The sequence below is a fragment of the Pseudomonas mangrovi genome, assembly GCF_003052585.1.
GTDB classification, from domain to species: domain Bacteria; phylum Pseudomonadota; class Gammaproteobacteria; order Pseudomonadales; family Pseudomonadaceae; genus Aquipseudomonas; species Aquipseudomonas mangrovi.
Genome location: NZ_QASN01000021.1, coordinates 1 through 26,889, shown reverse-complemented (window position 1 = coordinate 26,889; position 26,889 = coordinate 1). Strand labels below are relative to the sequence as shown.

Annotated in this window: 23 protein-coding genes; 19 read left to right on the top strand and 4 right to left on the bottom strand. The window is 64.8% G+C overall.

Going from position 1 to position 26,889, the window contains the following annotated elements; genetic code table 11:
• The first annotated feature begins 49 nt into the window (after positions 1-49).
• The 10 genes from bioB to DBO85_RS16365 all read left to right on the top strand — a co-directional run bounded on the left by bioB (position 50) and on the right by DBO85_RS16365 (position 11,596).
• Positions 50-1,105 (top strand): biotin synthase BioB, encoded by a 1,056-nt coding sequence (bioB, locus tag DBO85_RS16410; protein ID WP_108108447.1) that lies wholly within the window; start codon positions 50-52, stop codon positions 1,103-1,105.
• A 110-nt stretch (positions 1,106-1,215) separates the two neighbouring features.
• Complete coding sequence (gene bioF, locus DBO85_RS16405; protein ID WP_108108445.1) at positions 1,216-2,382, top strand: 8-amino-7-oxononanoate synthase; 1,167 nt, start codon at positions 1,216-1,218, stop codon at positions 2,380-2,382.
• Positions 2,375-3,106 carry an alpha/beta fold hydrolase gene (locus DBO85_RS16400; RefSeq protein ID WP_108108443.1) on the top strand — a complete coding sequence of 244 codons (732 nt, stop codon included), beginning with the start codon at positions 2,375-2,377 and terminating at the stop codon, positions 3,104-3,106. The genes bioF and DBO85_RS16400 overlap by 8 nt, the downstream gene beginning before the upstream one ends.
• A complete protein-coding gene (gene bioC / locus DBO85_RS16395; protein WP_108108441.1) occupies positions 3,099-3,911 on the top strand; it encodes a malonyl-ACP O-methyltransferase BioC in 813 nt (270 codons plus the stop codon). Before DBO85_RS16400 ends, bioC begins: the two co-directional genes overlap by 8 nt.
• On the top strand, positions 3,908-4,597 hold the full coding sequence (gene bioD / locus DBO85_RS16390; protein ID WP_108108439.1) for a dethiobiotin synthase: 690 nt from the start codon (positions 3,908-3,910) through the stop codon (positions 4,595-4,597). Before bioC ends, bioD begins: the two co-directional genes overlap by 4 nt.
• 84 nt (positions 4,598-4,681) lie before the next feature.
• Positions 4,682-4,939, top strand: coding sequence for a hypothetical protein (locus DBO85_RS16385; RefSeq protein ID WP_108108437.1), 258 nt, complete (start codon positions 4,682-4,684; stop codon positions 4,937-4,939).
• Between the two features lie 121 nt (positions 4,940-5,060).
• Positions 5,061-5,657, top strand: coding sequence for a putative metalloprotease CJM1_0395 family protein (locus DBO85_RS16380; protein ID WP_177429794.1), 597 nt, complete (start codon positions 5,061-5,063; stop codon positions 5,655-5,657).
• Positions 5,658-5,821: 164 nt separating this feature from the next.
• Positions 5,822-7,627 carry a phenylacyl-CoA dehydrogenase gene (locus tag DBO85_RS16375; protein ID WP_108108433.1) on the top strand — a complete coding sequence of 602 codons (1,806 nt, stop codon included), beginning with the start codon at positions 5,822-5,824 and terminating at the stop codon, positions 7,625-7,627.
• Positions 7,628-7,834: 207 nt separating this feature from the next.
• Positions 7,835-9,631 carry an acyl-CoA dehydrogenase C-terminal domain-containing protein gene (locus tag DBO85_RS16370; RefSeq protein ID WP_108108431.1) on the top strand — a complete coding sequence of 599 codons (1,797 nt, stop codon included), beginning with the start codon at positions 7,835-7,837 and terminating at the stop codon, positions 9,629-9,631.
• 186 nt (positions 9,632-9,817) lie between these two features.
• The gene (locus tag DBO85_RS16365) at positions 9,818-11,596 is read left to right on the top strand and encodes an acyl-CoA dehydrogenase C-terminal domain-containing protein (protein ID WP_108108429.1); all 1,779 of its coding nucleotides are present in this window, start codon (positions 9,818-9,820) and stop codon (positions 11,594-11,596) included.
• A 55-nt stretch (positions 11,597-11,651) separates the two neighbouring features.
• On the opposite strand, the gene DBO85_RS16360 is transcribed toward DBO85_RS16365, so the two are convergent.
• Positions 11,652-12,308 carry an endonuclease gene (locus DBO85_RS16360; protein WP_108108427.1) on the bottom strand — a complete coding sequence of 219 codons (657 nt, stop codon included), beginning with the start codon at positions 12,306-12,308 and terminating at the stop codon, positions 11,652-11,654.
• Between the two features lie 387 nt (positions 12,309-12,695).
• Here DBO85_RS16360 and DBO85_RS16355 point away from each other — a divergent pair, with 387 nt between their 5' ends.
• The 5 genes from DBO85_RS16355 (at position 12,696) to DBO85_RS16335 (ending at position 19,309) form a co-directional block, all read left to right on the top strand.
• On the top strand, positions 12,696-13,049 hold the full coding sequence (locus tag DBO85_RS16355; protein WP_108108425.1) for a hypothetical protein: 354 nt from the start codon (positions 12,696-12,698) through the stop codon (positions 13,047-13,049).
• Positions 13,050-13,141: 92 nt separating this feature from the next.
• The gene (locus tag DBO85_RS16350) at positions 13,142-14,395 is read left to right on the top strand and encodes a TolC family protein (protein ID WP_108108423.1); all 1,254 of its coding nucleotides are present in this window, start codon (positions 13,142-13,144) and stop codon (positions 14,393-14,395) included.
• Complete coding sequence (locus DBO85_RS16345) at positions 14,392-15,846, top strand: efflux RND transporter periplasmic adaptor subunit (RefSeq protein ID WP_108108421.1); 1,455 nt, start codon at positions 14,392-14,394, stop codon at positions 15,844-15,846. The genes DBO85_RS16350 and DBO85_RS16345 overlap by 4 nt, the downstream gene beginning before the upstream one ends.
• Complete coding sequence (locus tag DBO85_RS16340) at positions 15,843-18,986, top strand: efflux RND transporter permease subunit (RefSeq protein WP_108108419.1); 3,144 nt, start codon at positions 15,843-15,845, stop codon at positions 18,984-18,986. Before DBO85_RS16345 ends, DBO85_RS16340 begins: the two co-directional genes overlap by 4 nt.
• The gene (locus DBO85_RS16335; RefSeq protein WP_108108417.1) at positions 18,983-19,309 is read left to right on the top strand and encodes a copper-binding protein; all 327 of its coding nucleotides are present in this window, start codon (positions 18,983-18,985) and stop codon (positions 19,307-19,309) included. Before DBO85_RS16340 ends, DBO85_RS16335 begins: the two co-directional genes overlap by 4 nt.
• A gap of 71 nt (positions 19,310-19,380) precedes the next feature.
• Here DBO85_RS16335 and DBO85_RS16330 read toward each other — a convergent pair whose 3' ends face one another.
• The gene (locus DBO85_RS16330) at positions 19,381-19,773 is read right to left on the bottom strand and encodes a hypothetical protein (protein WP_108108416.1); all 393 of its coding nucleotides are present in this window, start codon (positions 19,771-19,773) and stop codon (positions 19,381-19,383) included.
• Between the two features lie 231 nt (positions 19,774-20,004).
• Here DBO85_RS16330 and DBO85_RS16325 point away from each other — a divergent pair, with 231 nt between their 5' ends.
• Positions 20,005-20,163 (top strand): YqaE/Pmp3 family membrane protein, encoded by a 159-nt coding sequence (locus DBO85_RS16325; protein ID WP_108108414.1) that lies wholly within the window; start codon positions 20,005-20,007, stop codon positions 20,161-20,163.
• A gap of 130 nt (positions 20,164-20,293) precedes the next feature.
• Here the strand turns inward: DBO85_RS16325 and osmE are convergent, their stop codons facing one another.
• A complete protein-coding gene (osmE, locus tag DBO85_RS16320; protein ID WP_108108412.1) occupies positions 20,294-20,626 on the bottom strand; it encodes an osmotically-inducible lipoprotein OsmE in 333 nt (110 codons plus the stop codon).
• Positions 20,627-20,971: 345 nt separating this feature from the next.
• Between osmE and DBO85_RS16315 the strand changes: the two genes are divergently transcribed.
• Positions 20,972-22,261 carry a DUF2254 domain-containing protein gene (locus DBO85_RS16315; RefSeq protein WP_177429793.1) on the top strand — a complete coding sequence of 430 codons (1,290 nt, stop codon included), beginning with the start codon at positions 20,972-20,974 and terminating at the stop codon, positions 22,259-22,261.
• Between the two features lie 305 nt (positions 22,262-22,566).
• Positions 22,567-23,388 carry an HDOD domain-containing protein gene (locus DBO85_RS16310; protein ID WP_108108410.1) on the top strand — a complete coding sequence of 274 codons (822 nt, stop codon included), beginning with the start codon at positions 22,567-22,569 and terminating at the stop codon, positions 23,386-23,388.
• Between the two features lie 96 nt (positions 23,389-23,484).
• Here the strand turns inward: DBO85_RS16310 and DBO85_RS16305 are convergent, their stop codons facing one another.
• Positions 23,485-24,822 (bottom strand): CSLREA domain-containing protein, encoded by a 1,338-nt coding sequence (locus DBO85_RS16305; RefSeq protein WP_108108408.1) that lies wholly within the window; start codon positions 24,820-24,822, stop codon positions 23,485-23,487.
• Positions 24,823-25,885: 1,063 nt separating this feature from the next.
• Here DBO85_RS16305 and DBO85_RS19150 point away from each other — a divergent pair.
• Positions 25,886-26,889 (top strand): RHS repeat protein (locus DBO85_RS19150; RefSeq protein WP_177429792.1); only part of this gene is annotated, 1,004 nt, incomplete at its 3' end.

Sequence of the window (26,889 nt, the reverse complement as noted above, 5' to 3'; positions counted from 1 at the left end):
TGTCGCGCATCCTTCCTGGGCGCCGGCAGAGCTTTCACGAGGATAGTGCATGAGCGCCAACGCTTCTTCCCTGCGTCACGACTGGTCCCTGGCCGAGGTCAAGGCGCTGTTCGAACAGCCCTTCAACGATTTGCTGTTCCAGGCGCAGGGCGTTCACCGCCAGCACTTCGACGCCAACCGGGTGCAGGTCTCGACGCTGCTGTCGATCAAGACCGGTGCCTGCCCGGAAGACTGCAAGTACTGTCCGCAGTCCGGTCACTACAACACCGGCCTCGACAAAGAGAAACTGATGGAAGTGCAGAAGGTGCTGGAGGCGGCCGCCGAGGCCAAGGCCATCGGCTCGACGCGCTTCTGCATGGGCGCCGCCTGGAAGCATCCTTCGGCCAAGGACATGCCCTACGTGCTGAAGATGGTCGAAGGGGTCAAGGCCATGGGTCTTGAGACCTGCATGACCCTGGGCAAGCTCGACGAGGAGCAGACCCGCGCCCTGGCCGCTGCCGGGCTCGACTACTACAACCACAACCTGGACACCTCGCCGGAGTTCTACGGCAATATCATCACCACCCGGACCTATTCCGAGCGCCTGCAGACGCTGGCCTACGTGCGCGATGCGGGCATGAAGATCTGCTCCGGCGGCATCCTCGGCATGGGCGAGTCGCTGGATGATCGCGCTGGCCTGCTGATCCAGTTGGCCAACCTGCCGGAGCATCCGGAGTCGGTGCCGATCAACATGCTGGTCAAGGTCAAGGGCACGCCGCTGGCCGATGAGCAGGACGTCGATCCGTTCGACTTCATTCGCATGCTGGCGGTGGCGCGGATCATGATGCCGAAGTCCCACGTGCGCCTGTCCGCCGGCCGTGAGCAGATGAACGATCAGATGCAGGCCCTGGCGTTCTTCGCCGGCGCCAACTCGATCTTCTACGGCGAGAAGCTGCTGACCACCGCCAACCCCCAGGCCGGCAAGGACATGCAACTGTTCCAGCGCCTGGGCATCAAGCCCGAGGAGCGCGAGGAGCACGCCGACGAAGTGCACCAGGCCGCCATCGAGCAGGCGCTGGTCGAGCAGCGCGATTCGAAGCTGTTCTACAACGCCGCTTCGGCGTGAGGTTCCGTTTGGTGGATGAATAAGGCGTCATCCACCAAACGCCGGAGCCGACCTTCTATTAGGCGGATAACCCGCTTGCGGTTATCCACCCGTCGCCGGTATTCGCGCCCATGACATTCGATCTTTCAGCTCGCCTGGCCGAGCGCCACGCCGCCCACCTCTACCGCCGGCGCCCGTTGCTGGAAAGCCCGCAGGGTCCGCTGGTGCAGGTCGATGGCCGCGAACTGCTGGCGTTCTGCTCCAACGACTATCTCGGGCTGGCCAACCATCCCGACGTCGTCGCCGCCATGCAGCAGGGTGTGGCGCGCTGGGGTGTCGGCGGGGGCGCCTCGCATCTGGTGATCGGCCACTCGACGCCACACCACGAGCTGGAAGAAGCCCTCGCCGAGTTCACCGGGCGCCCCCGCGCCCTGCTGTTTTCCACCGGCTACATGGCCAATCTCGCTGCCGTCACCGCGCTGGTCGGCCGCGGCGACAGCGTGCTCGAAGATCGTCTCAACCATGCCTCGCTGCTGGATGCGGGCCTGCTTTCGGGCGCGCGCTTCTCGCGCTACCTGCACAACGATGTCGCCAGCCTCGCCAGCCGCCTGGAGAAGACCGACGGCAACACCCTGGTGGTGACCGACGGCGTCTTCAGCATGGACGGTGATCTGGCCGAGCTGCCTGCACTCTGCGCTGCGGCGCGTGCGCGAGGCGCCTGGCTGATGGTCGATGACGCCCACGGTTTCGGTCCGCTCGGTGCCACCGGCGGCGGCATCGTCGAGCACTTCGGCCTGGGTATCGAGGATGTGCCGGTGCTGGTCGGAACGCTGGGCAAGGGCTTCGGCACCGCGGGCGCCTTCGTCGCCGGCAGTGAGGAGCTGATCGAAACCCTGATTCAGTTCGCCCGGCCCTACATCTATACCACCAGCCAGCCGCCGGCCGTGGCCTGTGCCACGCTCAAAAGCCTCGAGCTGCTGCGCAGCGAGCATTGGCGGCGTGAGCATCTCGCCCGGCTGATCGCGCGCTTCCGCCAGGGTGCCGAAGAGATCGGCCTGAGCCTGATGGACAGCCCGACGCCGATCCAGCCGATCCTGGTGGGCGACAGCGAGCGGGCGCTGCAACTCTCTGCAAGGCTGCGCGAGCGTGGTTTGCTGGTGGGTGCCATCCGTCCGCCAACGGTGCCGGCCGGTACGGCGCGCCTGCGGGTAACCCTGACTGCCAGCCACAGTGAAGCGCAGCTCGATCGGCTGCTCGACTGTCTGGCGCAATGCTGGCCGGAGGTCGCCGATGCGTGATCGGGTGATTCTGCTGCCGGGCTGGGGCCTGGGCAGCGCGCCGCTGGAGCCGCTGGCGGCGGCGCTCGCCGGCCTGGATGAGCGCCTCAAGGTGCAGATCGAAGCGCTGCCGATGCTGGACAGCGACGATCCGCAGGACTGGCTCGACGAACTGGATGCCAGTCTGCCGACCGATGCCTGGCTGGGCGGCTGGTCGCTGGGCGGGATGCTGGCGGCGCAACTGGCGGCGCGACGTGGCGAGCGCTGCTGCGGCTTGTTCACCCTGGCCAGCAATGCCTGTTTCGTGGCGCGCGATGACTGGTCCACGGCCATGCCGGCGGCCACCTTCGATGCCTTTCACGCCGGCTGTGCCAGTGATTCGGCGCAGACGCTCAAGCGTTTTGCGTTGCTCTGCACCCAGGCCGGTGCCGATGCCCGCGCGCTGGCGCGACAGCTGGTGCTCGGTGCGCCGCTCCAGCAGCCAGACGCATTGCTGGCAGGCCTTGACCTGCTTGCCACGCTGGATACCCGCGCGGCGCTGCAGGCGTACAACGGCCCGCAGCTGCATCTGTTCGCCGCCGCCGACGCACTGGTGCCGGTGGCGGCGACGCAGGCACTGCTGGAGCTGGTTGCGGATGTCGAGGTAGGAATACTGCAGGGCGCAAGCCACGCCTTCGTCCTCGAGCGGCCGCACGAGGTCGCTGCATCGATCCGCGCCTTCATCGGCGAGGCTGGCGATGACTGAAGCGACTACGGGAATACTGCCGGAAAAGCGCCAGGTTGCAATGTCGTTCTCCCGCGCGGCGGCCAGCTACGACGGCGTTGCCGGCCTGCAGCGCAGCGTCAGCGACCAGCTGCTGGCGCGTCTACCGCTGGACCTGTCAGCCGATCATTGGCTCGATCTCGGTTGCGGTACCGGTTACTGCTCGCGGGCGCTGTCGACGCGTTTTCCTGGCAGCAGCGGGCTGGCGCTGGACATCGCCGAAGGCATGCTGCGGCATGCGCGCGAGCAGGGTGCGGCGCAGGCGTTCGTTGCAGGGGATGCGGAAAGCCTGCCCCTTCGCGGCGAGAGCTGCGACCTGATCTTCTCCAACCTGGCGTTGCAGTGGTGCGCGGACTTTTCCGCCGTCCTGTCCGAGGCACGGCGGGTGTTGCGAGCCAATGGCGTCTTCGCTTTCAGCAGTCTGTGCGTCGGTACCCTGCAGGAGTTGCGCGACAGCTGGCAGGCGGTCGATGGCCTGGTGCACGTCAACCGCTTTCGCCGTTTTGCGGACTACCAGCAACTGTGCAGTGCCAGCTCGCTGGAGTTGGTCGAGCTGCGCTGCGAGCCGCAGGTGCTGCATTTTCCGGATGTGCGCCAGCTGACCCATGAGCTCAAGGCGCTCGGCGCCCACAACCTCAATCCAGGCCGCCCCGGTGGCCTGACCGGACGGGCGCGACTGCAGGCGTTCCTCGCCGCCTATGAAGCGCAACGCCAACCGCAGGGGCTGCCGGCGACCTACCAGGTCGTCTACGGCGTGCTGCGCAAGAAGTCAGGCATTGCAGGATGACACAGGCCTATTTCATCGCCGGGACCGATACCGACGCCGGCAAGACCACCATCGCCGCCGGGCTCCTGTGCGCAGCGCGTCGCACTGGCCTGAGCACCGCAGCGGTGAAGCCGGTGGCCTCCGGCTCCGAAGCCACCGTCGAGGGGCTGAGGAACGCCGATGCCCTGGCGCTGCTGGCGCAGTGCTCCGCGCCGCTTTCCTATGAGCTGGTCAATCCTCATGCATTTGCCCCGGCCATCGCTCCGCATATCGCCGCGCGGGAAGCCGGGGTCGTTCTGGATGTCGCGCAGCTGGCCGGCAGGGTTCGACGGGTGCTCGATCTGCAGGCGGATTTCACCCTGGTCGAAGGCGCGGGCGGCTGGCGCGTGCCGCTCTCGGAGACGGAGCTGCTCAGCGCGCTGCCTCGTGCGCTGGGCCTGCCGGTGATTCTGGTGGTCGGCGTGCGCCTGGGCTGCATCAATCATGCGCTGCTCAGTGCCGAGGCGATCATCGCCGACGGTCTGCCGCTGGCCGGCTGGGTAGCCAATCTGCTCGATCCGCAGATGAGTCGGCTGGAGGAGAACCTTGCGACGCTGGAGCAGTGGCTGCCCGCACCCTGTTTGGGCCGGGTACCGCGTCTTGAGAATGCGTCTGCCGTGGCTGTGGCTGACTGGCTGGATATCGCGCGGCTACGTCCAGCGATATAAAGGCGCCCCGCAATAACCATTTCTTCGTAGGTTTTTCCGGCGAGACCGGCTTTAATTGGCATCAGTCCATGCAGGAGTACGATCATGGAAATCTCTTCCGCCAGCGCCTTTACCTCCGGTCTCACCAGTATCCAAAGCGGTCAGCGTCGCGTTGATCAGGCCGCCGTCGAGGTGGCCGGTTCCAGTCTTCCTTCCGGGGCGGCTTCCGCTTCGGCCACCGCCCCCGATCTCGCCAGCCTGCTGCTGGAGCTGGAGATGGGCAAGCTCGAGGTTGAAGCCGGGGCCAAGGTCTTGCAGGCGGTCGACGAAACGCTCGGTACGCTGATCGACACCACCGCCTGAGTCCGCTTCACCACGGCCTGCATTGATGCGGGCCGGTTCATTCCTGCCGGCATTCGACATTCGATATTCGGAACACGGCATTCGCTTCGTCCCGCCCTGCCGCGGAACGAGGAGTTGCGACATGCTTATCGGCGCCTTCGCCTACTCCTCCAGCGTTACCCCTCCCACATCGCGCGCGAGTGTCGGTGGGGCCGCGCCTGCGCCTGATGAAAAGGACGCGTCGGGCAAGCCGGCGGCCGATCAGGCGCCTCAGAAAAATCGGCTGGAACAGGTCCAGTTACGTCTGGAGCAGATGGAGATTGCCGATCTGACAGCGCGCGACCGCGAGGTGCGGGTGCATGAGCAGGCGCATGCGGCGGTGGGTGGGGCGCTCGCCGGCTCGCCGACCTACAGCTACACGCGCGGCCCCGACGGGCGCAGCTATGTGACCGATGGCGAGGTCAGCATCGACACCGCGCCGGTGGCCGGTGATCCCCAGGCAACGCTGGCGAAGATGGACCAGGTCCGGCGTGCTGCCCTTGCACCCGCCGAGCCATCGGCGCAGGACATGCGCGTCGCGGCACAGGCCCAGGCCACCGCCGCACAGGCGCGCGGCGAGCTTGCCGAGCTGCAGTCGCAGGCGGGCGGACAGGGCAAGGGCTCGGCTGTCGCAAGCGCCTATCGCGCCGTCGAAGAAGGCGCTGAGTCGAGTGAATCCCGGGTCGACGAACGGGCGTGACTTGGATCCGCCCGCCTGCTTGACAAGGCGGGGGGCTAAACGTATGTTTCAAACGCCTGTTTGACTGTCGGCCAGCCTGATGCTCCCGACCGTCGCCAACGCCAAGCAGCAAGCGCCCCATTTGCCGGGGCTCATCTTAGGAAATCCATCAGAGGTTTACCGATATGCCTGACTACAAGGCCCCCTTGCGCGATATCCGTTTTGTCCGTGATGAGCTGCTGGGCTACGAAGCCCACTATCAGAATGTACCGGGCTGCCAGGACGCCACGCCGGACATGGTCAATGCCATCCTCGAGGAAGGCGCCAAGTTCTGTGAAGAAGTCATCGCTCCGTTGAACCGTGTGGGTGATCTCGAGGGCTGCACCTGGAGCGAGTCCGGTGTGAAGACCCCGACCGGCTTCAAGGAAGCCTACAAGCAGTTCGTCGAAGGTGGCTGGCCGAGCCTGGCGCATGACGTCGAACTGGGTGGCCAGGGCCTGCCCGAGTCCCTCGGCATGGCCATGAGCGAAATGGTTGGCGAGGCCAACTGGTCCTGGGGCATGTACCCCGGTCTGTCGCATGGCGCCATGAACACCCTGCACGAGCACGGTACTCCCGAGCAGCAGCAGACTTACCTGACCAAGCTGGTTTCCGGCGAGTGGACCGGCACCATGTGCCTGACCGAGCCGCATTGCGGCACCGACCTTGGCATGCTGCGCACCAAGGCCGAGCCGCAGGCTGATGGCAGCTACAAGGTTTCCGGCACCAAGATCTTCATCTCCGCTGGCGAACACGACATGGCCGACAACATCGTCCACATCGTACTGGCCCGCCTGCCCGATGCCCCGCAAGGCACCAAGGGCATCTCGCTGTTCATCGTGCCGAAGTTCCTGCCAAATGCCGAAGGCGGCGTGGGCGAGCGCAACGCGGTTTCCTGTGGCTCGCTCGAGCACAAGATGGGCATCCACGGCAACGCGACCTGCGTGATGAACTTCGACGGTGCCACCGGCTTCCTGATCGGCCCGCCGAACAAGGGTCTGAACTGCATGTTCACCTTCATGAACACTGCTCGTCTGGGCACCGCGCTGCAGGGCCTGGCCCACGCCGAAATCGGTTTCCAGGGCGGCATCAAGTACGCTCGCGAGCGTCTGCAGATGCGTTCGCTGACCGGTCCGAAGGCGCCCGAGAAGGCTGCTGACCCGATCATCGTGCACCCCGACGTGCGTCGCATGCTGCTGACCATGAAGGCGTTCGCCGAAGGCAACCGCGCCATGCTGTACTTCGCTGCCAAGCAGGTCGATATCGTCCAGCGCAGCCAGGACGAGGCCGAGAAGAAGGCCGCCGACGCCATGCTGGCGTTCCTGACTCCGATCGCCAAGGCGTTCATGACCGAGACCGGCTTCGAAGCCGCCAACCATGGCGTGCAGATCTACGGTGGCCACGGCTTCATCGCCGAGTGGGGCATGGAGCAGAACGTGCGTGACAGCCGCATCTCCTGCCTCTACGAAGGCACCACCGGCGTTCAGGCGCTCGACCTGCTGGGCCGCAAGGTGCTGATGACCCAGGGCGAAGCGCTCAAGGGCTTCACCAAGATCGTGCACAAGTTCTGCCAGAACAACGAAGGCAACGAAGCCATCAAGCACCTGGTCGCACCGCTGGCGCAGATCAACAAGGAGTGGGGCGAGCTGACCATGAAGGTCGGCATGGCCGCGATGAAGGATCGTGAGGAAGTCGGCGCCGCGTCGGTCGACTACCTGATGTACTCCGGCTACGCCTGCCTGGCCTACTTCTGGGCCGACATGGCTCGCCTGGCTGCCGAGAAACTGGCTGCCGGCACCGAGGAAGAAGGCTTCTACAAGGCCAAGCTGCAGACCGCGCGCTTCTACTTCCAGCGCATCCTGCCGCGTACCCGCACCCACGTGGAAACCATGCTCTCCGGCGCTGGCAACCTGATGGATCTGGCCGAGGAAGACTTCGCGCTCGGCTACTGATAACTGCGCTGCGATGAAAAGCCGCTTGCCCTCGGGCAAGCGGCTTTTTTCATTTCCGGGCCGGCATCTTTTGCCAGACGGGGCGTTCGCGCTTATGGTTGCGCATTCAGCGACTGCAGGGTCATTGCTCGAATCGCGATTCAAACGGTAGTTTTAACTTCTACCCTGCGCCGCCGTTTGCGCGCGCCCAATCCACGGAGAACGACAATGCCCGATTACAAGGCCCCTCTGCGCGACATGCGCTTCCTGATGGACGAAGTTTTCGATTACCCGGCCACCTACGCCGCGATCGGTGCTGTCGATGCCACTCCAGACCTGGTCGGTGCGATCCTCGAGGAAGGCGCCAAATTCTGCGAACAGGTCCTGGCGCCGCTGAACCGTAGCGGTGACGAGGAAGGCGCGGTCTGGAAGGACGGCGAGGTCACTACGCCCAAGGGCTTCAAGGAAGCCTTCGCCCAGTACGTCGAAGGTGGCTGGAATGGCCTGGCGTCGGACCCGGCCTACGGTGGCCAAGGCCTGCCTAGCTCGTTGGCGATGGCCATCGGCGAGATGGTCGCCGCGGCCAATACTTCCTGGGGCATGTACCCGGGCCTGACCCACGGCGCCATGTCGGCGATCCACGCCCACGGCAGCGAAGAGCAGAAGCAGACCTACCTGACCAAGCTCACCGAGGGTCGCTGGACCGGCACCATGTGCCTGACCGAGCCGCATTGCGGCACTGACCTGGGCATCATCAAGACCCGCGCCGTGCCTCAGGCAGACGGCAGTTACGCGGTCTCCGGGACCAAGATCTTCATCTCCGCCGGCGAGCACGACATGAGCGAGAACATCGTTCACCTGGTGCTGGCCAAGCTGCCGGACGCCCCGGCGGGGACCAAGGGCATCTCGCTGTTCATCGTGCCGAAATTCAACGTCGGTGCCGACGGCGAAGTTGCCGAGCGCAATGGTGTGTCCTGTGGCTCGATCGAGCACAAGATGGGCATCAAGGCTTCGGCCACCTGCGTGATGAACTTCGACAGCGCCAAGGGCTTCCTCATCGGTGAGCTGAACAAGGGCCTGAACTGCATGTTCACCATGATGAACCATGCACGCCTGGGTACCGGCATGCAGGGTCTGTGCAACGGCGAGGCTTCCTACCAAGGCGCCCTGCGCTATGCCAACGACCGTCTGCAGATGCGTTCGCTGACCGGGCCGAAGGCGCCGGACAAGCCGGCCGACCCGATCATCGTGCACCCGGACGTGCGCCGCATGCTGCTGACCATGAAGTCGCTGAACGAAGGCTGCCGTGCGCTCGGCTACTTCACCGCCCAGCTGCTCGACATCGCTCACCGCAGCCCGGACGAAGAGAAGCGCGAGGAGGCCGAGGGCCTGCTGGCGTTCCTCACCCCGATCTGCAAGGCCTTCATGACCGAAGCGGGCCTTGAGGCCACCAGCTTGGGCATGCAGGTGTTCGGCGGCCACGGCTACATCCGTGAGTGGGGCATGGAGCAACTGATGCGCGACGCGCGCATCGCGCCGATCTACGAAGGCACCAACGGCATCCAGGCGCTCGATCTGCTCGGCCGCAAGGTCCTCGGCAGCCAGGGCAAACTGCTGCGCGGCTTCAGCAAGCGCGTGCACAAGCTTTGCGAAGCAAATGCCGAGCACGGCAAGTTCAAGGCGCAGGTGGCGCAACTGGCCAAGCTCAACCAGCAGTGGGGCGAGATGGTCCAGCAGATCGGCATGGCCGCGATGAAGAACCCGGACGAAGTCGGTGCCGCCTCGGTGGACTTCCTGATGTTCTCCGGCTACGTGGTGCTGGCGCACTTCTGGCTGCAGATGGCGCTGGTCGCCGAGCAGAAGCTGGCCGAAGGCAGCAGCGAGAAGGCCTTCTACGAGTCGAAGCTGATGACCTGCGAGTTCTACTTCAAGCGCATCCTGCCGCGCACCGCCGCCCATCAGTTGGCGCTGGCTGCCGGTAGCGACTGCATGATGCAGATGACCCCGGAGCACTTCGCCGTCTGATCACTGCGTGATCCGGAAAAGCCCGCCTTGTGCGGGCTTTTTCATTTCTGTCAGGGGAGATTTCCGTGTGACCAGATAAAACTATCCGGTCATAACGGGACGCTACATATCTGTGTCGTGCGCAATATAGACTTCGCGGCTGAATCCATCCGGGCTCTTCCGGTTCCTGTCGCTAGCGAGGTTTCCATGGCCGACTACAAGGCACCCCTGCGCGATATGCGCTTCGTCCTCAACGAGGTCTTCGACGTTGCCAGCCTCTGGGCACAACTGCCCGCTCTGGCCGATGTCGTCGATGCCGATACCGCCGACGCCATTCTGGAAGAGGCCGGCAAGGTCACCGCCCGCACCCTGGCACCGCTCAATCGCAGTGGCGATGAAGAGGAGTGCCAGTGGAAGGATGGTGTGGTCAGCACGCCGGCCGGCTTCCCGGAAGCCTACAAGGTCTACGGCGAGGGCGGCTGGGTCGGCGTCGGTGGTGACCCTGCCTACGGCGGCATGGGCATGCCCAAGGTGCTCGGCGCTCAGGTCGAGGAAATGCTCAACGCCGCCAACCTGTCGTTCGGCCTGTATCCGATGCTGACCGCGGGCGCCTGTCTGTCGATCCACGCTCACGCCAGCGAGGAGCTCAAGCAGACCTACCTGCCGAACATGTATTCCGGGGTCTGGGCCGGCTCCATGTGCCTGACCGAACCGCACGCCGGCACCGACCTGGGCATCATCCGCACCAAGGCCGAACCCCAGGCCGACGGCAGCTACAAGGTCAGCGGCACCAAGATCTTCATCACCGGTGGCGAGCACGACCTGACCGAGAACATCATCCATCTGGTGCTGGCCAAGCTGCCTGACGCGCCGGCCGGCTCCAAGGGCATTTCGCTGTTTCTGGTGCCCAAATTCATGGTCAACGCCGACGGTTCGCTGGGCGAGCGCAACGCGGTTGCCTGCGGCTCCATCGAGCACAAGATGGGCATCAAGGCCTCGGCGACCTGCGTGATGAACTTCGATGGCGCGGTCGGCTACATGGTCGGCGAGGCCAACAACGGCCTGGCGGCGATGTTCACCATGATGAACTACGAGCGCCTCGGCGTCGGCATCCAGGGTCTGGCCGCCGGCGAGCGTTCCTACCAGAACGCCGTCGAATACGCCCGCGAGCGCATCCAGAGCCGTGCCCCCAGCGGCCCTGTGGCCAAGGACAAGGCGGCTGATCCGATCATCGTCCATCCCGATGTGCGTCGCATGCTGCTGACCATGAAGGCGTTCAACGAAGGTGGTCGTGCGTTCTCCACCTACGTCGCCACTCAGCTGGACATCGCCAAATTCAGCGAGGATGCCGAGGCCTGCAAGCGCGGCGAGCAACTGGTCGCACTGCTGACGCCGGTGGCCAAGGCCTTCCTCACCGACCTGGGCCTGGAAACCACCGTGCATGGCCAGCAGATCTTCGGCGGCCATGGCTTCATCCGCGAGTGGGGCCAGGAGCAACTGGTGCGTGACGTGCGCATCACCCAGATCTACGAAGGCACTAACGGCATCCAGGCCCTGGACCTGATGGGGCGCAAAGTGGTCGGCAACGGCGGCACCTTCTACAAGCTGTTCTCCAACGAGATCCGCGCCTACGTGGAGGCTGCCGATGCCGCGCTGGGCGAGTTCACCAACCCGCTCAAGGCTGCGCTGGACAACCTCGACGGCCTGACCGAGTGGGTGCTTGGCCAGGCCAAGCAGAACCCCAACGAGATCGGTGCGGCGTCCGTCGAGTACCTGCAGGTGTTCGGCTATACCGCCTACGCCTACATGTGGGCGCGGATGGCCGAAGTGGCTCTGGCCAAGCAGGCTGACGATGAGTTCTACGTAAGCAAGCTGGGCACGGCACGCTTCTACTTCGCCCGTCTGCTGCCGCGCATTCACTCGCTGAGCGCGTCTGTTCGCGCCGGCAGCGAGTCGCTCTACCTGCTGGATGCCGCGCAGTTCTGATGGCTCGACTGCAATGAAAAAGCCCCTCGTTCGAGGGGCTTTTTTGTTTCCGGTATTACTCGCCGGTGAGCTGCTCTGCCAGTTTGGGGTCGTCGATGAAGCGGTTGCGAGTGCCCTGCAGCATCGAGATGCGGGCATTGCGAGCCTTCTCGTCATCGTCCGGCGGGTCCATCTGATGCCAGCGCTTGAGTACTTCCAGTTCCTTGGCGATCGGCAGCCGGTATTCCTGGTGCATGTAGAAGAAGGCACGGGCGATATCGCCCTTGACCGCATCGCGAGGCTCGATCACATGGTAGGTAGCGCGGGTATCGCAGCCCAGATCGTTGGGCTTGCGCCCTTGTTCGCCCAGTTCGCCGAAGATGGCATTGCGACGGGCGTCTTCCATACTGGTCAGCACCGGATAGAGATTGTGCAGATCGGCGACCATGAACACATATTGCGGCGTCTTGACCGCGCATTGGGAGTCGGTCAGGCAACGTAGCGCAGACTTGATCTGCTTTACGTTGTAGATGTGCGAGGCGGTCAGTGCGCCGTTCTCGTCGTCCTTGAACGCCTTGCCACAGTAGAGGGTGCTGCCGCCAGACGCATAGACGGTGCCCCAGAATGTCCGGGAGGCTTCGTCGGGGTCGGAGATGACGTTCTGGCCCCCAGCGTGAAGCGAAGTCGCGGCGGAGGCCGCAAGAAAGGAGAAAACGATAGCCGATACGCGCATGGTTGGAGCCCTGTGACCCTCTCTTGCGAGGGGCTGTTGTTTTTGTAGGACAAGGCGAGTCTAACAAGAGCTGTATCACAAAAAAAGCAAGCGTAACGGCAGTGTGGCGTTTTGTAGGCAATGGCTTACACGTTTCGTGGAGATCCGCCCCTGTGAGGCGCGGAGCAGCATCGCTATTCTGCTGCCCATGGATGTCGCGCAGGAAGCGCAGCACAGACACAGGGATACACAGGGATTGCTGCCAGGACGGTAGCTCAACATGGATGTCAGGACACAGTCTGCAAAGCCCCGCGAAAGCGGGGTTTTCTTTTTGCGCGCGGAAAGGTCGCACGCGCCAGCCCCCGCATCTGATTGTGGATCCCTCCTTCGGGGAATAGACTGCTGCCCATGACCGCTCTCCTTCGCCGCAGCCTGCTGCTTCTGCTGATGCTCTCGCTACCCTATTCGGGAATGGCGGCGCCGCTGCTGGGCATGCTCGAGCCCTGTCCGATGCAGAGCCATGAGCATCACCAGATGGCGATGCTGGAGCAGGCGGATGATCACTGCGACCACCAGGCATCGTCACCTGGCAAGGTGGTCAAACTGTGCAAGAGCGGTCACGAGTGCCAGTCTCCGAGCCTCCTCGTCGTGCTGCCCGGCAAGCCGGTGACCCTCGCCGCATCCCGTCAGCAACGTCCACACCTATCCTTCGATTGCATTTCCTGTCGCACCGCCGACGTTTGGCGCCCTCCGCAAGTCTGATCCTCCTTCGCTAGCTGTTGATGCCGCGCGCCAAGCGCGGAATGGTCGCGCGTGCCGAAATCCGGCCGCGCAGGCTTTTGAGGATTTCACCGATGCTTTTCCTATATTTGCGCGCACCGCGCCCGTGCTGGCTGCTGCTGGCGGTGGCCTGCTGGACGCCGTTTCCGGCACTCGCGTTGTCGTTCGATGCAGCCCTGCAGTTGGCCGAACATCAGGCGCCGATACTCAAGGCGCGTGCCGAGCAGGTGGATGCCGCTCGCCACGCGGTGCTGCCGGCTGGCGCGCTGCCTGACCCGAAGCTGCTGCTCGGCCTTCAGAACGTCCCACTCGAAGGCGACGGACGTTACCGGCTGAATGAAGAAGGCATGACCATGCAGATGATCGGCTTGATGCAGGAGGTACCCAGCCGAGCCAAACGCCAGGCGCAGATCGCACTGGCCAGCGCGGGGCTTGGGCGAGCCGAGGGCGAGCGCGAAGCACAGCGTCTGCTGGTGCGTCAGGCCGTGGCTCAGGCCTGGTTGCTTGCTCATGGCCTGGAGCGCAAGTCGCAACTGCTCGATGCGCTGAGCGAAGAAAATCGTTTGCTGGCGACCAGTGTCGAGGCGCAGTTGGCGGGCGGCCGGCTGCCGGTGACTGCCGCGGTTTCGCCGCGTCAGGAGCGGGCACTGCTCGACGAGCGTCTGGATGAGCTGGCACTACAGCGCCAGCAGGCGCGTGCGGCGCTGCGGCGCTGGCTGGGCGAGGCTGGTGGCGAACCCTTGCGCGGTGAGCCGCCGCGCTGGACGGTCGACCCCCCCGCTTTCCGCCGGCGTCTGGCGCAGCATCCGCAGCTGGCGCTCTACCAGCCGCTGAGCGAGGAAGCGCAGGCCGCGGTGCAGGCTGCGGTCGCCGAGCGGCGACCGGACTGGAGCTGGGAAGTTGGCTACCAGCGCCGTGGCCAGGCATACGGCGACATGCTCAGCCTGCAGCTGAGTGTCGATCTGCCGGTATTCGGTGCTACCCGGCAGACCCCGCGAATTGCCGCCAGCCAGGCGCGCCTCAGTGCTGTAGAGGCCGAGCGCCAGGCGTTCGCCGATGAACTGGTCCAGCAGTTGAACGATGAACTGGCCGAGTACGAGCGGGCCCAGCGCTCGCTGGCGCGCACCCGGCAGACGCTGCTGCCGCTGGCGGAGGAAAAGCTGGCGCTGAGCATGGCTGCCTACCGCGCCGGCAACGCCGAGCTGGACAGCGTGCTGAGCGCGCGTCGCGAACGTATCGAGCAGCAGTTGCGAGAGATCGACCAGGCCACGCTGCTGGCGATGCTCGAGGCGCGTCTTTATCTGGCCTACGGGGAGGGCTCGCGATGAGCACAAGACTCTTTGCCTGCATCATGGGCGCTGCGGTCATCGCAGGCTCTGCGGGTTACTGGCTGGGCGCAGACAAGTCCCATGAACACTCAGGCGCTGCCGCCAGCGATGGGCGCGAAGTGCTCTACTGGTACGACCCCATGTACCCGCAGCAGCGCTTCGACCAGCCCGGTCCCTCGCCCTTCATGGACATGCAACTGGTGCCGCGCTACGCCCAGGACGAGGCTCGCGAGCAGGTTCTGCAGATCGATCCGCGGGTGGCGCAGAACCTTGGCGTGCGCCTGGCTCGGGTCGAGCGTGGCTCGATCGAGGATGGCGTCGAGGCGCAGGGCGCGCTGGCGCTGAGTGGTCGCGATGTGGCCCAGGTGCAGACGCGGGTCGCAGGCTTTGTCGAACGGGTCTATCGCCACGCGCCGGGCGATGTCATCGAGGCCGGCACACCGCTGGTCGAGCTGCTGGTGCCGGAATGGGCCGCGGCCCAGGAGGAGTATCTCGCCCTGCGGCGCAGTGGCCACGCCGATCTGGCCGCCGCCGCGCGTCGCCGCCTGCAACTGGCAGGTATGCCCGAGGCGAGCATTCGCACGCTGGAAAAGAACGGCGAGGTACAGCTGCGCCAGCGCATCAGCGCGCCGCTCGGTGGGCTGCTGCAGAGCCTGGAGGTGCGCGAAGGCATGACCCTCGCCGCTGGCGCTGCGGTCGCCCGGATCAACGGTCTCGAACGCATCTGGCTCGAGGTGGCGGTGCCCGAAGCACAGGCGGGCTCGATCCGTGTCGGCCAGCGCGTCGAGGTCGCGTTACCCTCCCGCGCGGAGCGGCTGGAAGGGCGGGTGGATGCGCTGCTGCCGGAAGCCGACGCGCAAAGCCGCACGCTGCGTGTGCGTATCGAGCTGCCCAACCCAGATGCCAGCCTGCGCGCCGGGCTCAGTGCCCGGGTGCGCTTCGTTGCAGCCGAGTCCGCACCGGGGCTACGGGTGCCGAGTGAAGCTGTCATCCGCACTGGCCGGCGCGCGCTGGTGATGCTCGCCGAAGGCGAGGGGCGTTATCGCCCGCAGGAGGTCCGCCTGGGACGCGCCGATGATCGCCACAGCGAGATCCTCGACGGACTCCAGGAGGGCCAGCAGGTGGTTGCGTCCGGGCAGTTCCTGCTCGACTCCGAAGCCAGCCTGCGCGGGCTGGGGCTGGATGATCAGGTCGCGCCGGCCGAACCGACTGCTTCGGCATCGCTGCATGAAAGCAGTGGCCGGCTGCTGGCAATCGACGGGCACGCGCTGAAGATCGCCCACGGGCCCTTCCCGACTCTGGGCATGCCGGGCATGACCATGAGCTTCGACGTCGCCCGGCACGAGTTGCTGCAGGGCCTGGCAGTCGGTCAGCGTCTGCGTTTCGCGGTACGCGAGACCGACGAGGGCCTGCTGGTCGAGCGCGTCGTCATCGAGGAGCAGGCGCCATGATCGCCAAGGTGATTCGCTGGTCGATGGCCAATCGTGTGCTGGTACTGCTGCTCAGCCTGCTGCTGGCTGCCACCGGTATCTGGTCGCTGCGCAGCACGCCGATAGACGCGCTGCCCGATCTGTCCGACGTGCAGGTGATCATCCGCACTGCCTATCCTGGTCAGGCACCGCAGGTGGTGGAGAATCAGGTCACCTATCCCCTTTCCAGTACGTTGCTGGCGGTGCCGGGGGCGCGCACCGTGCGCGGCTTCTCCTACTTCGGCGACAGCTACGTCTACGTGATCTTCGAGGACGGCACCGACCTCTACTGGGCGCGCTCGCGGGTGCTGGAGTACCTGAGCCAGCTGCAGGGCCGCCTGCCGGCCGGGGTGCAGCCGACGCTGGGACCGGACGCTACCGGGCTCGGCTGGATCTACCAGTACGCGCTGGTCGACCGCAGCGGCCGCCACGACCTGGCGCAGCTGCGCGCGCTGCAGGACTGGTTCCTCAAGTACGAGTTGCAGGCGCTGCCGAACGTGGCCGAGGTGGCCAGCCTGGGCGGCATGGTCCGCCAGTACCAGATCCAGCTCGACCCGCTGCGCATGGCCAGCCTCGGCGTCACCCAGCAGCAGGTGGCCGAGGCGGTGCGCCAGGCCAATGGCGAGACCGGCGGCGCCCTGGTGGAAATGGCCGAGGCCGAGTACATGGTCCGCGCCAGCGGTTACCTGAAGACGCTGGCGGACTTTCGTAGCATCCCGCTGCGCCTGGATGCCGGCAACGTGCCGGTGACCCTGGCCGATGTCGCCGACATTCAACTCGGCCCGCAGATGCGTCGGGGCATCGCCGAGCTGGACGGTGAGGGCGAGGTGGTCGGCGGCGTGGTGATCCTGCGCAGTGGCAAGAATGCCCGCCAGACCCTGTCCGCCGTACACCAGAAGGTCGAGCAGCTGCGTGCCGGCCTGCCTGAGGGCGTCGAGCTGGTCACCACCTATGATCGCAGCGATCTGATCGACCGCGCGGTGGAAAACCTCGGCTTCAAGCTCGCGGAGGAGTTCGTCGTGGTGGCGCTGGTCTGCCTGCTGTTCCTCGGCCACCTGCGCTCGGCGCTGGTCGCGGTGATCTGCCTGCCGCTGGGGATACTCGCGGCCTTCGTGCTGATGCGCCTGCAGGGAGTGAACGCCAACATCATGTCGCTGGGCGGCATCGCCATCGCCATCGGTGCCATGGTCGACGGCGCCCTGGTGATGATCGAGAACGCCCACCGCAAGGTCGAAGCCTGGCGCGTGGCGCATCCCGGCCAGCGGCTGGCGGGCGAGGAGCACTGGAAGGTGATAGGCGCGGCGGCGCAGGAGGTCGGCCCGGCGCTGTTCTTCTGCCTGTTGATCATCACCCTGTCGTTCGTTCCGGTGTTCGCCCTGCAGGCCCAGGAGGGCCGGCTATTCGCGCCACTGGCCTTCACCAAGACCTACGCCATGGCCGCCGCTGCCGGACTGTCGATCACCCTGGTGCCGGTGCTGATGGGCTACTGGATTCGTGGTCACCTGCCGGACGAGGGGCGCAATCCGATCAACCGACTGCTGGTGCGCCTGTACCGGCCGGCACTGGAACGAGTGCTGCGCTTCCCGCGACTGACCCTGGCGCTGGCGCTGCTGGTGATGCTCAGCGCGCTCTGGCCGCTGAGTCGGCTGGGCGGCGAATTCCTCCCGGCGATGGATGAGGGCGACCTGCTCTACATGCCCAGCGCGCTGCCGGGCCTGTCGGCGCAAAAGGCCGCGCAGCTGCTGCAGCAGACCGACCGGATGATCCTCTCGGTACCCGAGGTGGCACAGGTGTTCGGCAAGGCGGGGCGGGCGGATAGCGCCACCGATCCGGCGCCGCTGGAGATGTTCGAGACCACCATCCGCTTTCATCCGCGCGAACAATGGCGGCCGGGAATGACCCCGGAGTTGCTGATCGAAGAGCTAGACCGGGCGGTGCAGGTACCCGGGCTGACCAACCTGTGGATCCCGCCGATCCGCAACCGTATCGACATGCTCGCCACCGGGGTGAAGAGCCCGATCGGGGTGAAGATCGCCGGCAGCGACCTGGACCAGATCGAGCGCGTTGCGCAGCAGGTCGAGGCCCTGGCGCGAGCGGTGCCTGGCGTGTCTTCGGCACTCGCCGAGCGCCTGAGCGGCGGGCGCTACATCGATATCGACATCGATCGCGTGGCTGCCGCGCGGCACGGCCTGAACATCGCCGAGCTGCAGGGGTTGGTCGCCGGTGCCATCGGTGGCGAGAACATTGGCGAGACGGTGGAAGGGCTGGCGCGCTTCCCCATCAGTCTGCGTTATGGCCGCGACTGGCGCGACTCGCCGCAGGCGCTGGAACGCCTGCCGATCCTCACCGCCGGTGGTGCGCAGATCACCCTGGGCAGCGTCGCACGCATCGAGGTCAGCGACGGCCCGCCGATGCTGCGCAGCGAGAATGCGCGGTTGAGTGGCTGGGTCTACGTCGATGTGCGCGACGGCGATCTGGCCGGGGTGGCGAACGAGCTGCGCCGTACCCTTGAGCAGGAGCTGCGCCTGCCGCCGGGCGTGAGCCTGAGCTACTCGGGGCAGTTCGAATTTCTCGAACGAGCCAATGCGCGCCTGGCACTGGTGGTGCCGGCGACCCTGTTGCTGATCTTCGTCCTGCTCTACCTGACCTTCTCGCGCCTGGACGAGGCCCTGCTGCTGATGCTCACGCTGCCCTTCGCCCTGACCGGCGGTGCCTGGCTGCTGTACCTGCTCGATTACCGGATGTCGGTGGCCACCGGGGTTGGCTTCATCGCCCTGGCCGGGGTGGCTGCCGAGTTCGGTGTGATCATGCTGTTGTACCTGCGCAATGCCTGGCAAGAGCGCGGCCAGACAGGCGGCGAGCAGGGGCTGCTGGACGCCATCCGCGAAGGCGCAGTGCTGCGTGTGCGGCCCAAGGCGATGACGGTGGCGACCATTTTTGCCGGCCTGTTGCCGATCCTGCTGGGCGGCGGCAGCGGCAGCGAGATCATGAGCCGCATCGCCGCGCCCATGGTCGGCGGCATGCTCAGCGCGCCGCTGCTCTCGCTGTTCGTCATCCCCGCCGCCTATCTGCTGCTGCGCCGCCGCGCGGCCAGACTTGAAACCACTGGAGAAACGCCATGAACAGAAGCACCTGTCTCGCTTTACTGCTCGGCCTGTCCCTCGGCAGCGCCCAGGCTGCCGACCCGCACGCCGGCCATCACCAGCGTGCGACGATGACAACCGCCAGGACACAAGCCGAAGTACGCAGCATCGATCATCAGAGCAATCAGCTCGGCGTCGCCCACGGCGCCATACCCGAGCTGAAGTGGCCGCCGATGGTGATGGATTTCAGCGCCACGCCCGAACAGCTACAGGGGTTGGCGGTCGGCGACCAGGTCGAGCTGGAGATTGGCGTGGAGGCGGGTGAGGTGCATCTGTTGGATGTGCGGCGGCAGAGCGACTGAACAAAGAGAAATGCCGAGCGCCGCAGGCTGCGGCGCTGTGCACCGACGGCTGGCGGTGCTTCAGCAGCGGCTCAGCGCACCTCGAGCCGGTAGAGCTTGTCGATGTCCTGACCGGTGCACTGGGTGCCGTAGGTCCAGCCGTGGAGCTGCACGTCGTAGCGGCCGGCTGCGCGAGGCGTACCCTGGATGACGGCGTGCTTCTGCCTCTCGTCATGTACCAGCTCAAGCCCATCGGGCAGCGGTTTGTCCGGGATCACCTGCAGATTGCCGAGCGGGGTGCTGGCGTTGATCACCTCGATCTGCACGCTGTAGGGCTCGCCCACTGTCGCGACGGGCAGCTCCCTGGGCAGTACCTCGGGGGTCGGGCGCATGGCGCAGCCGACGATCACATTGCCGAACATCAGCGCTTCGCAGCCGCTCAGCAGCATTGCCAGGGCGGCACAGGCAGGCAGGGTGGGTTTCATCGCGGTCTCCTTTCCTTTTACTGCGCAATCCGGTGTCGAGGGCACCCTGCCGTGGGGCAAATCCCCGTCGGACCTGCACCGGGGGGCAGATCGCGTGCGCGGGTGTGAGTCGCAGCTGCGCAGCGCGCGGCAGACTATGGCCAGCTCGGCATCGGATGGCAAGGAACCGCAGGGGTAGCCGGGGAGTCGATCTATGAAACCCCGCGCATCCATCCCTACAGGAGATCCACAGTGGATCTGGTCCGTATTCTGTTCGCCATCCTCCTGCCGCCGCTCGGCGTCTTTCTACAGGTCGGCTTCGCCGGCGCCTTCTGGCTCAACATCCTGCTGACCCTGCTTGGCTACATCCCCGGCATCATCCACGCGGTATACATCATCGCCAAGCGCTGAGCGCCGCAGCCAGGCGACCTCAACGACGCCAGGCCGAGCGCATTACTTCTTCAGGGGGTTCTTTAGGAAAAGAACAGGAGGACGAGCGAAGCGAGCCCTTCGCTCGTCCTCCTGCGGAGGGCGGAAATGCTCAGTGGCGCTCGCGTTGCTGGCTGTCGAGTTCTTCGCAGGTGGTGAAGCCTTTGCCGTCGACACGGTCATCGCTGTTGAAGCTGACGTAGTAGGTCTGTTCCTTGCCATCGCGATTCAGTACGTAGTTGTTGCAGCTGCCGGCATGGGCAGTGCGATGGAACTCGCTGGAGGGCGGGCCGCCGAGGGTTTGCACCTGATCCTTCGACATGCCGTGCTCGATCTGCTTGACCAGGGGCTCGTTGCGATAGGTGATGCGGTCGATCGGGTTGTGCCCGGCGCAGCCGGCAAGCACTACGATGGCGCAAAGCACGGTGAGACTCTTCATGTTCATGGGGCTACCTCTGTGAGCTGCCCGAACCGGGCGACACAGGTTGGAATGGCGAAACGCCGCGCAAGTTCGCGGCCAGGGTCGCCGATAGGCAGGGTTCGCCCCGCCGTCGGGCAGATGAACGAGGTGATTGCGCTGCGGCCGAGGGCTGTGTGGAGGGCCGGGAATCGTTGCCGGCACGGGTCACCTGGACGAATTGCGGGACCTGAAGCGAGGCACGGGGCGTCAGATCGCGCGGGTGATGTCGATCTGCAGCGAGCCTGCTGCCGAGACAGGGGCCGTTTTGCGGGGTCCAAGGCGCGGAGCATGGCTACGCCATGCACTGAAATTCTCTGACAGGACGTACCGATGATTTCCAAGTGGCAATGGTTTCTGGCCCAGATAGGTCGCATGTTGTGGGTCAGGGCGACGCTGTTCACCCTGTTTGGCGTGGGCGCTGCACTGCTTGCCACCGCAGCGCAGCGCTTCTGGCCCAGCGATGAGGCGGTGCTGAGCATCGGCGCCGAGGCGGTGGGCAGCATCCTCGATATCCTGGCGTCGAGCATGCTGGCAGTGACGACCTTTTCCCTGACGGTGATGGTGTCGACCTACGGTACCGCGACTTTCAACATCACCCCGCGGGCCACGCGGCTGCTGATGCGCGACACCACTACCCAGAACGTGCTCGGTACCTTCCTAGGTTCCTTTCTTTTCAGCTTGGTGGGCATCATCGCCCTCAACACCGAGGTCTACGGTGAGCGCGGCCGGATGGTGCTGTTCGGATTCACGATTCTGGTGATCGTCATCATCGCCGTCACCATGCTGCGCTGGATCGACCATCTGACCCATTTCGGCCGCATGGAAGACACCACTTCGCGGGTGGAGGCGGTGATCCTGAGCGCACTGAAGTCGCGGATCGACAACCCGGCAATCGGCACCACGGCGCTGTTCGATCCACGGCAGATCCCGGATGCCGCCAAGCCTATCCATCCGGGCATGACCGGCTATATCCGCCACATCGATATCGGCAAGCTGTCGGCGTGGGCCGAGGCGCACGACAGCCAGATCTATCTGATCTGTACCACCGGGTCGCTGGTGCATCCGCTGGAGCCCATGGCCTGGGTGCTGTGCGACGAAGCCGATGTCCCGAGCGTGCTTGCAGACAGTTTCTCGCTGGGCGCGGAACGTTCCTTTGACCAGGACCCGCGTTTCGGCCTTCAAGTGCTCGCCGAGATCGCGTCCCGGGCGCTGTCACCAGGGGTGAATGATCCGGGAACGGCGATAGATGTACTGGGTCGAGTGGCGCGCCTGTTTTCGCACTGGAACGATGAGGCCGATGAGGGTACCGGCCCGATGGGCAGCATGCGCTGCGCCAGGGTGCATGTGCCACCGATGGAGCTGCGCGATCTGTTCGACGACATATTCACCCCCATTGCCCGCGACGGGGCTTCCCTGGTGGAGGTCCAGGTGCGTCTGCAGAAGACCCTGCGGATGCTGCATCAGTACGGCGGGCCCTTTGCCGAAAGCGCTGCAGCGCATTCGGCCCTGGCGCTACGTCGTGCGGAGTGCGCCATGGCATTGGATGAGGACAAGCTGCGGATTCGCCAGTTGGCGGCGCAGATTGGCGGAGCGGTGCCGGCTGCGCCACCAGCAAGCTGAGCGTCCAGCGACTCGACCAGTAGCCAGGGGCACAGCTGACACGATGTCGGCGCCTGCGAGCAATGGCGTTGATGGTAGTGCGGCAGTCTCCAGAAACGATGCGGCTGCAGGGATGAGCGCGCGGCACGAGTCCTGTGCGCCCTCCGCTGGCCCGCATCCGGCGTGAGCCGGCCAGGTCCGCTTCTGCGTGCGCATTTCGTCAGCGCAGCCAATGCGAGCGTCTCGACCATGCCTGGTCCTGTCTATGCTGTGAAATCCATACACATTGAGCGTCTGCCTGGCGGGTGCTCGCACGGGAGTCGCCTATGGATATCGAGAGCCTTTTCGCCGAGCTGCACAACCTGCCAAGCATTCCCAAGGTCGCGCAGGAACTGATTCAGCAGTTCGACAACCCCTCCTCCAGCCTGGAAAGCGTGGCGCGCAATATCGAGCGCGATCCGGTCATCGCAGCCAAGGTGCTGCGCCTGGCCAACTCGGCGCGTTTTCGCGGTACCCGCGAGGCAGTGAGCGTGGAGGATGCGGCCATGCGGCTGGGCTTCAATACGCTGCGCACGCTGGTCCTGGCGTCAGCCGTGACGGGCGCATTCAAGGCCGACAGCGGCTTCGATCTGAAAGGCTTCTGGCTGCGCAGCTTTCGCGTGGCCAGCGTCGCCCGCTGCCTGGCCAAGCAGCTCAAGCTGGACACCGATGCGGCCTTCACCTGCGGAATGATGCACAACATCGGCGAGCTGCTGATCCAGACCGGCGCGCCGGACGTGGCCCGCCAGCTCAATCGCCAGCCACAGCGTGGCGCGGCGGCGCAGGCCGCGGAGGAGACGCTGCAACTGGGGTTCGGCTATCCGGAGGTGGGCGCGGAACTGGCCCGTCGCTGGCAGTTGCCGCCGCTGATCCAGAACGCCATCGCCTTTCAGGCGCGGCCGAGCCAGGCTGCAGGCGATGCACGTTATGCGCGGCTGGTGGCGCAGGCGGTGATGGTCAGCGAGGCGCTGGCCGCCAATGGCGTGAGCGATAAGGCGCGACAGAGCCTGGAGGGGCCCCTGTTCGAAGAGGTGGATCTGGAGCAGCTGTTCGATGGGCTTCCAGCGGTCCTTGAGGGTGACAAGGCGTTCGCCGAATTGCTCGGCTGAAGACGCGACGGTGGAGCCGGCCGGTGCCGGCCCACCGTCGCGGTGTCGCGCTATCCACAATGGCGCCGCCCCAAAGTCTGGCGGCGCCTCTGCAGATCAGGGGTAGGCGCGCTCGAAGGCGCCCAGATCGCATACCGCCAGACCGTCGCCGTTGCCGTCACGCGGACGATCCAGGCCACGCTGGTCGTGGCTGGAGCAGCTGCCGACAGCGGCATCGATGGCGGCACTGGTACGTCGCAGCGTATGCACCAGAGTGCCGTTGTTCTCTGCCAGCGGGAACAGATGACGGGTAAAGGTGGTGGCATCGTCGATGCCGTACTCGGCCACGCAGTTGCCGCCATCGTTGCCCAGCAGCAGCCCGCGCGAGCTGTAGTTGGCATTCGCTCCGATGTTCTGGCAGTTGCCGGGAACGTCCGAATCGTACTGACGATTGCCGGCGACCACACTGTTGCGCAGGGTCAGGTTGGCGCGGTTGACCAGGCCGTAGCCCTGGTTGCCGGCGATGGTCACGTTCATCAGCTCGGCTTCCACCTGGGTGTTGTCGACGCCCCAGGCCGCGCCGTTGTCCAGCGCCGCGCCGCCATATTCGCCGGCGGTATTGCCGCTCAGCGTACTGTTGTTCAGGCGCATCTGGCCAAGGTTGAGAATCGCCGAGCCGGTGCCGTTCGAACTCACGCCATTGTTGTGCAGCACGCTGCGGGAAATCTCTGCCAGGCCGGTGTTGTAGATGCCGCAACCCTGACCGACGTCGTTGTCGTCGCTGCAGTTGTTGTCGCCGATGCGACTGTCACGGACCCAGAGCGCTCCGGTGCTGTAGATGCCGCCGCCACTGCCATAAGCGCTTTCGCTGCCCCAGGAGACGTTGTTCGAGATCGTCGAGTTCTTCACCAGCAGGCTGCCGCTGTTGGCGATGCCGCCACCCTGGCCATAGATAAACGCGGAAGAGGCCGAGTTGCCGACGATGCTCACTCGCAGCAGCTCGGTCGCGCCGCGGTTTTCCAGGCCGGCACCGCGATGCGGCGTGCGCCCGCCGGTGATGGTCAGGTCGCGCAGGGTCAGGCGGCCCTCCGGCATCACCTCGATCAGTCGGTCCAGGTCTGCGCCGTGCAGGATGGTTTGCCCAATGCCCTTACCGACGATGGTCACCGTGCTCATCACGTCCAGATCGCCAACCAGGTTGTCGTCCTCGTCGAGGATCTCGTTTTCCTCGTCGCGCAGGTTGACGCGCGCCAGGCGGTATTCGCCGGTGGACAGGATGATGCGTGAACGCTCCAGCCCGTTGGCGACGCTGATTGCATCACGCAGAGAACAATGCGTGCTGCTGCATTCGCCGTCGTACTCGTCGGCGAAGGTGGTGACCCGCAGGTCCATGGCAAAGGCAGGGAAGGCCGCAGCCAGCAGCAAAGGGCTGGCGAGACGAATGATGGTTTTCAAGGGAATAACTCCTTTTCCGGCAGATAGATGCGCGGCGCGATGTCGCTGAGCATCGGGTGTGCTGGACTGGCGCCAGTGGTTTCTGGCGAGTCGACACAAGGTTCTGAAAGGGGCGGGGAAGGCAGGGCGCCGCCGTAGCGCGCGGGTCAGGCAAAGCAGGGGCCTGTCGTGCAGGCGGATGGACCTGCGAGTGCGGCGTGGAGTTGCACGTCGATGTTTCAGCTGGTGACGGCAGTCACAGTGCAGGTGAAGCGATCGACGGCCGGCTCGTGAAGGAAACAGATCTGACCTTCATCGTCAGCCTCGCCAAACCCTCTACCTGCTGTGAGGGGGCGTGAGCCTTATCGCACGCTTGGACGACGTCGAGCATATATATGGGGCATCAAAATATTGGTGCTTATGTGCCAGTTACTCGTCGTTTTTGCGCTAATTCGCGTTTTGGATTCCGCTCTGTTGATCGCTCAGTGGGTTGCTATATCGTGGCCTTTCGATTTTCTGAGCTTTTCTGTTTTCGAAGGGAGCTTTTTCTGCATGGACGTTTTCTTTCATGCTGCCCGCTATTTGGCGGCTGTCGCTGTTTTTGCATTATCTCAGTATGTGTCAATTGGGAGCTATTACATGCGATGTTCAGGGTGGGAGCCTGAACTGGGCTATGTTGGCGCTTATTAAGGAGAGGCTCGTGCTTCTAGTTAATGGACTTTCTAGCTGTGTTGTTAGGGTTGCAGGGGTACTGCTTTTAGGTTTTTCGTGCGGAAATTCTGCGGCGGAGGAGTACAAATTCAGATTGCAGTTCTTTTACAAGACACCAGATTATTTTAGTTCTGCGGCCGCGGCGTGCAAAAACATTGATCCGAAGCTCGTCATGTCAAGGAATTGGGTGTTGTACGATTTTGATCACGTTAACCCGCAGGGCACGGGGGGGCATGGACATTGCTGGTTTATGGTGACTACGAGCGCGGGCACGCGTTTTCTTAACAGTCCCTCCGCGTACATCCGATATGGAAACGGCTGCCCTGCCAATCTTATATACGACCCTACGCTGGGCAAGTGCAGCGAGCCTGATTTGGGAGCGCCTGAGAATCTATGCTCTACCCCGCCTTCGGAAAGCGGTCCAGGTGTACTGACGGGTAATCCAGTCAACTTCAGTAACGGCAACAAGTTTCAAGTCGAGCGCGATTATGCCGCCGGTAAGCCGACCTTCGACCGGGCTTACAACGGCATCGATGGGTTGTGGCGGCATGGCTATTCCACGCGCCTTCGTATCACCGCGCCGGCCGTTGCGCTGGTACATGCCGATGGTCGCGAAAGCTTCTTCACCCTCAGTGGCACGACCATCACCCCGAGCCCTACTGAGCGGGGGAGCCTGGCTCGGCAAGAAGGGGGCTGGGTCTATCGCTCTGCCAACAACGAGGTATTTCACTTCGACAGCGAGGGCCGCCTGACTCGTCGCGAAAGCGCCGTCGAGCGAATCGATCTGAGCTACCTGAACGACAAGATTCAGGTGACGGACGAGTTTGGCAATCAGCTGGAGATTTCCGTTCGGCCTGATGGCCAGCCGCTTACGCTGAGCGGTCCGCTGCTGCAGGTGACTTATACGTACGACGAGGAAAATCGCCTGGTCGCGCTGAGTCGTACCCTGGGCGGCCAGAGCGAGAGTCGTCAGTACCACTACGAGGACGCTACGCACCCGCGCCTGCTCACCGGCATCACCGATGAGCGCGGTGTGCGTTACGCCTCCTGGTCCTATGACGCGCAGGGGCGGGCGATTTCCAGTGAGCATGCCGGCGGAGCGGACCGCGTCAGCATCGACTACAACGCGGACGGCTCCTCGACCGTCACCAACGCGCTGGGCAAGCAGACTACCTATCGCTTCCAGAGCATCCATGGCCTCAAGCGCATCATTGCCGTCGAGGGCGAGCCGTCGGCGAATTGCCCGTCGAGCAACTCCACCTTCACCTATGACGCACGCGGTCTGCTGACCAGCAAGATCGACAACAAGGGCAACCGCACCACCTACAGCTATAACGCCCGCGGCCTGGAGATATCACGCACCGAGGCGGCGGGCAC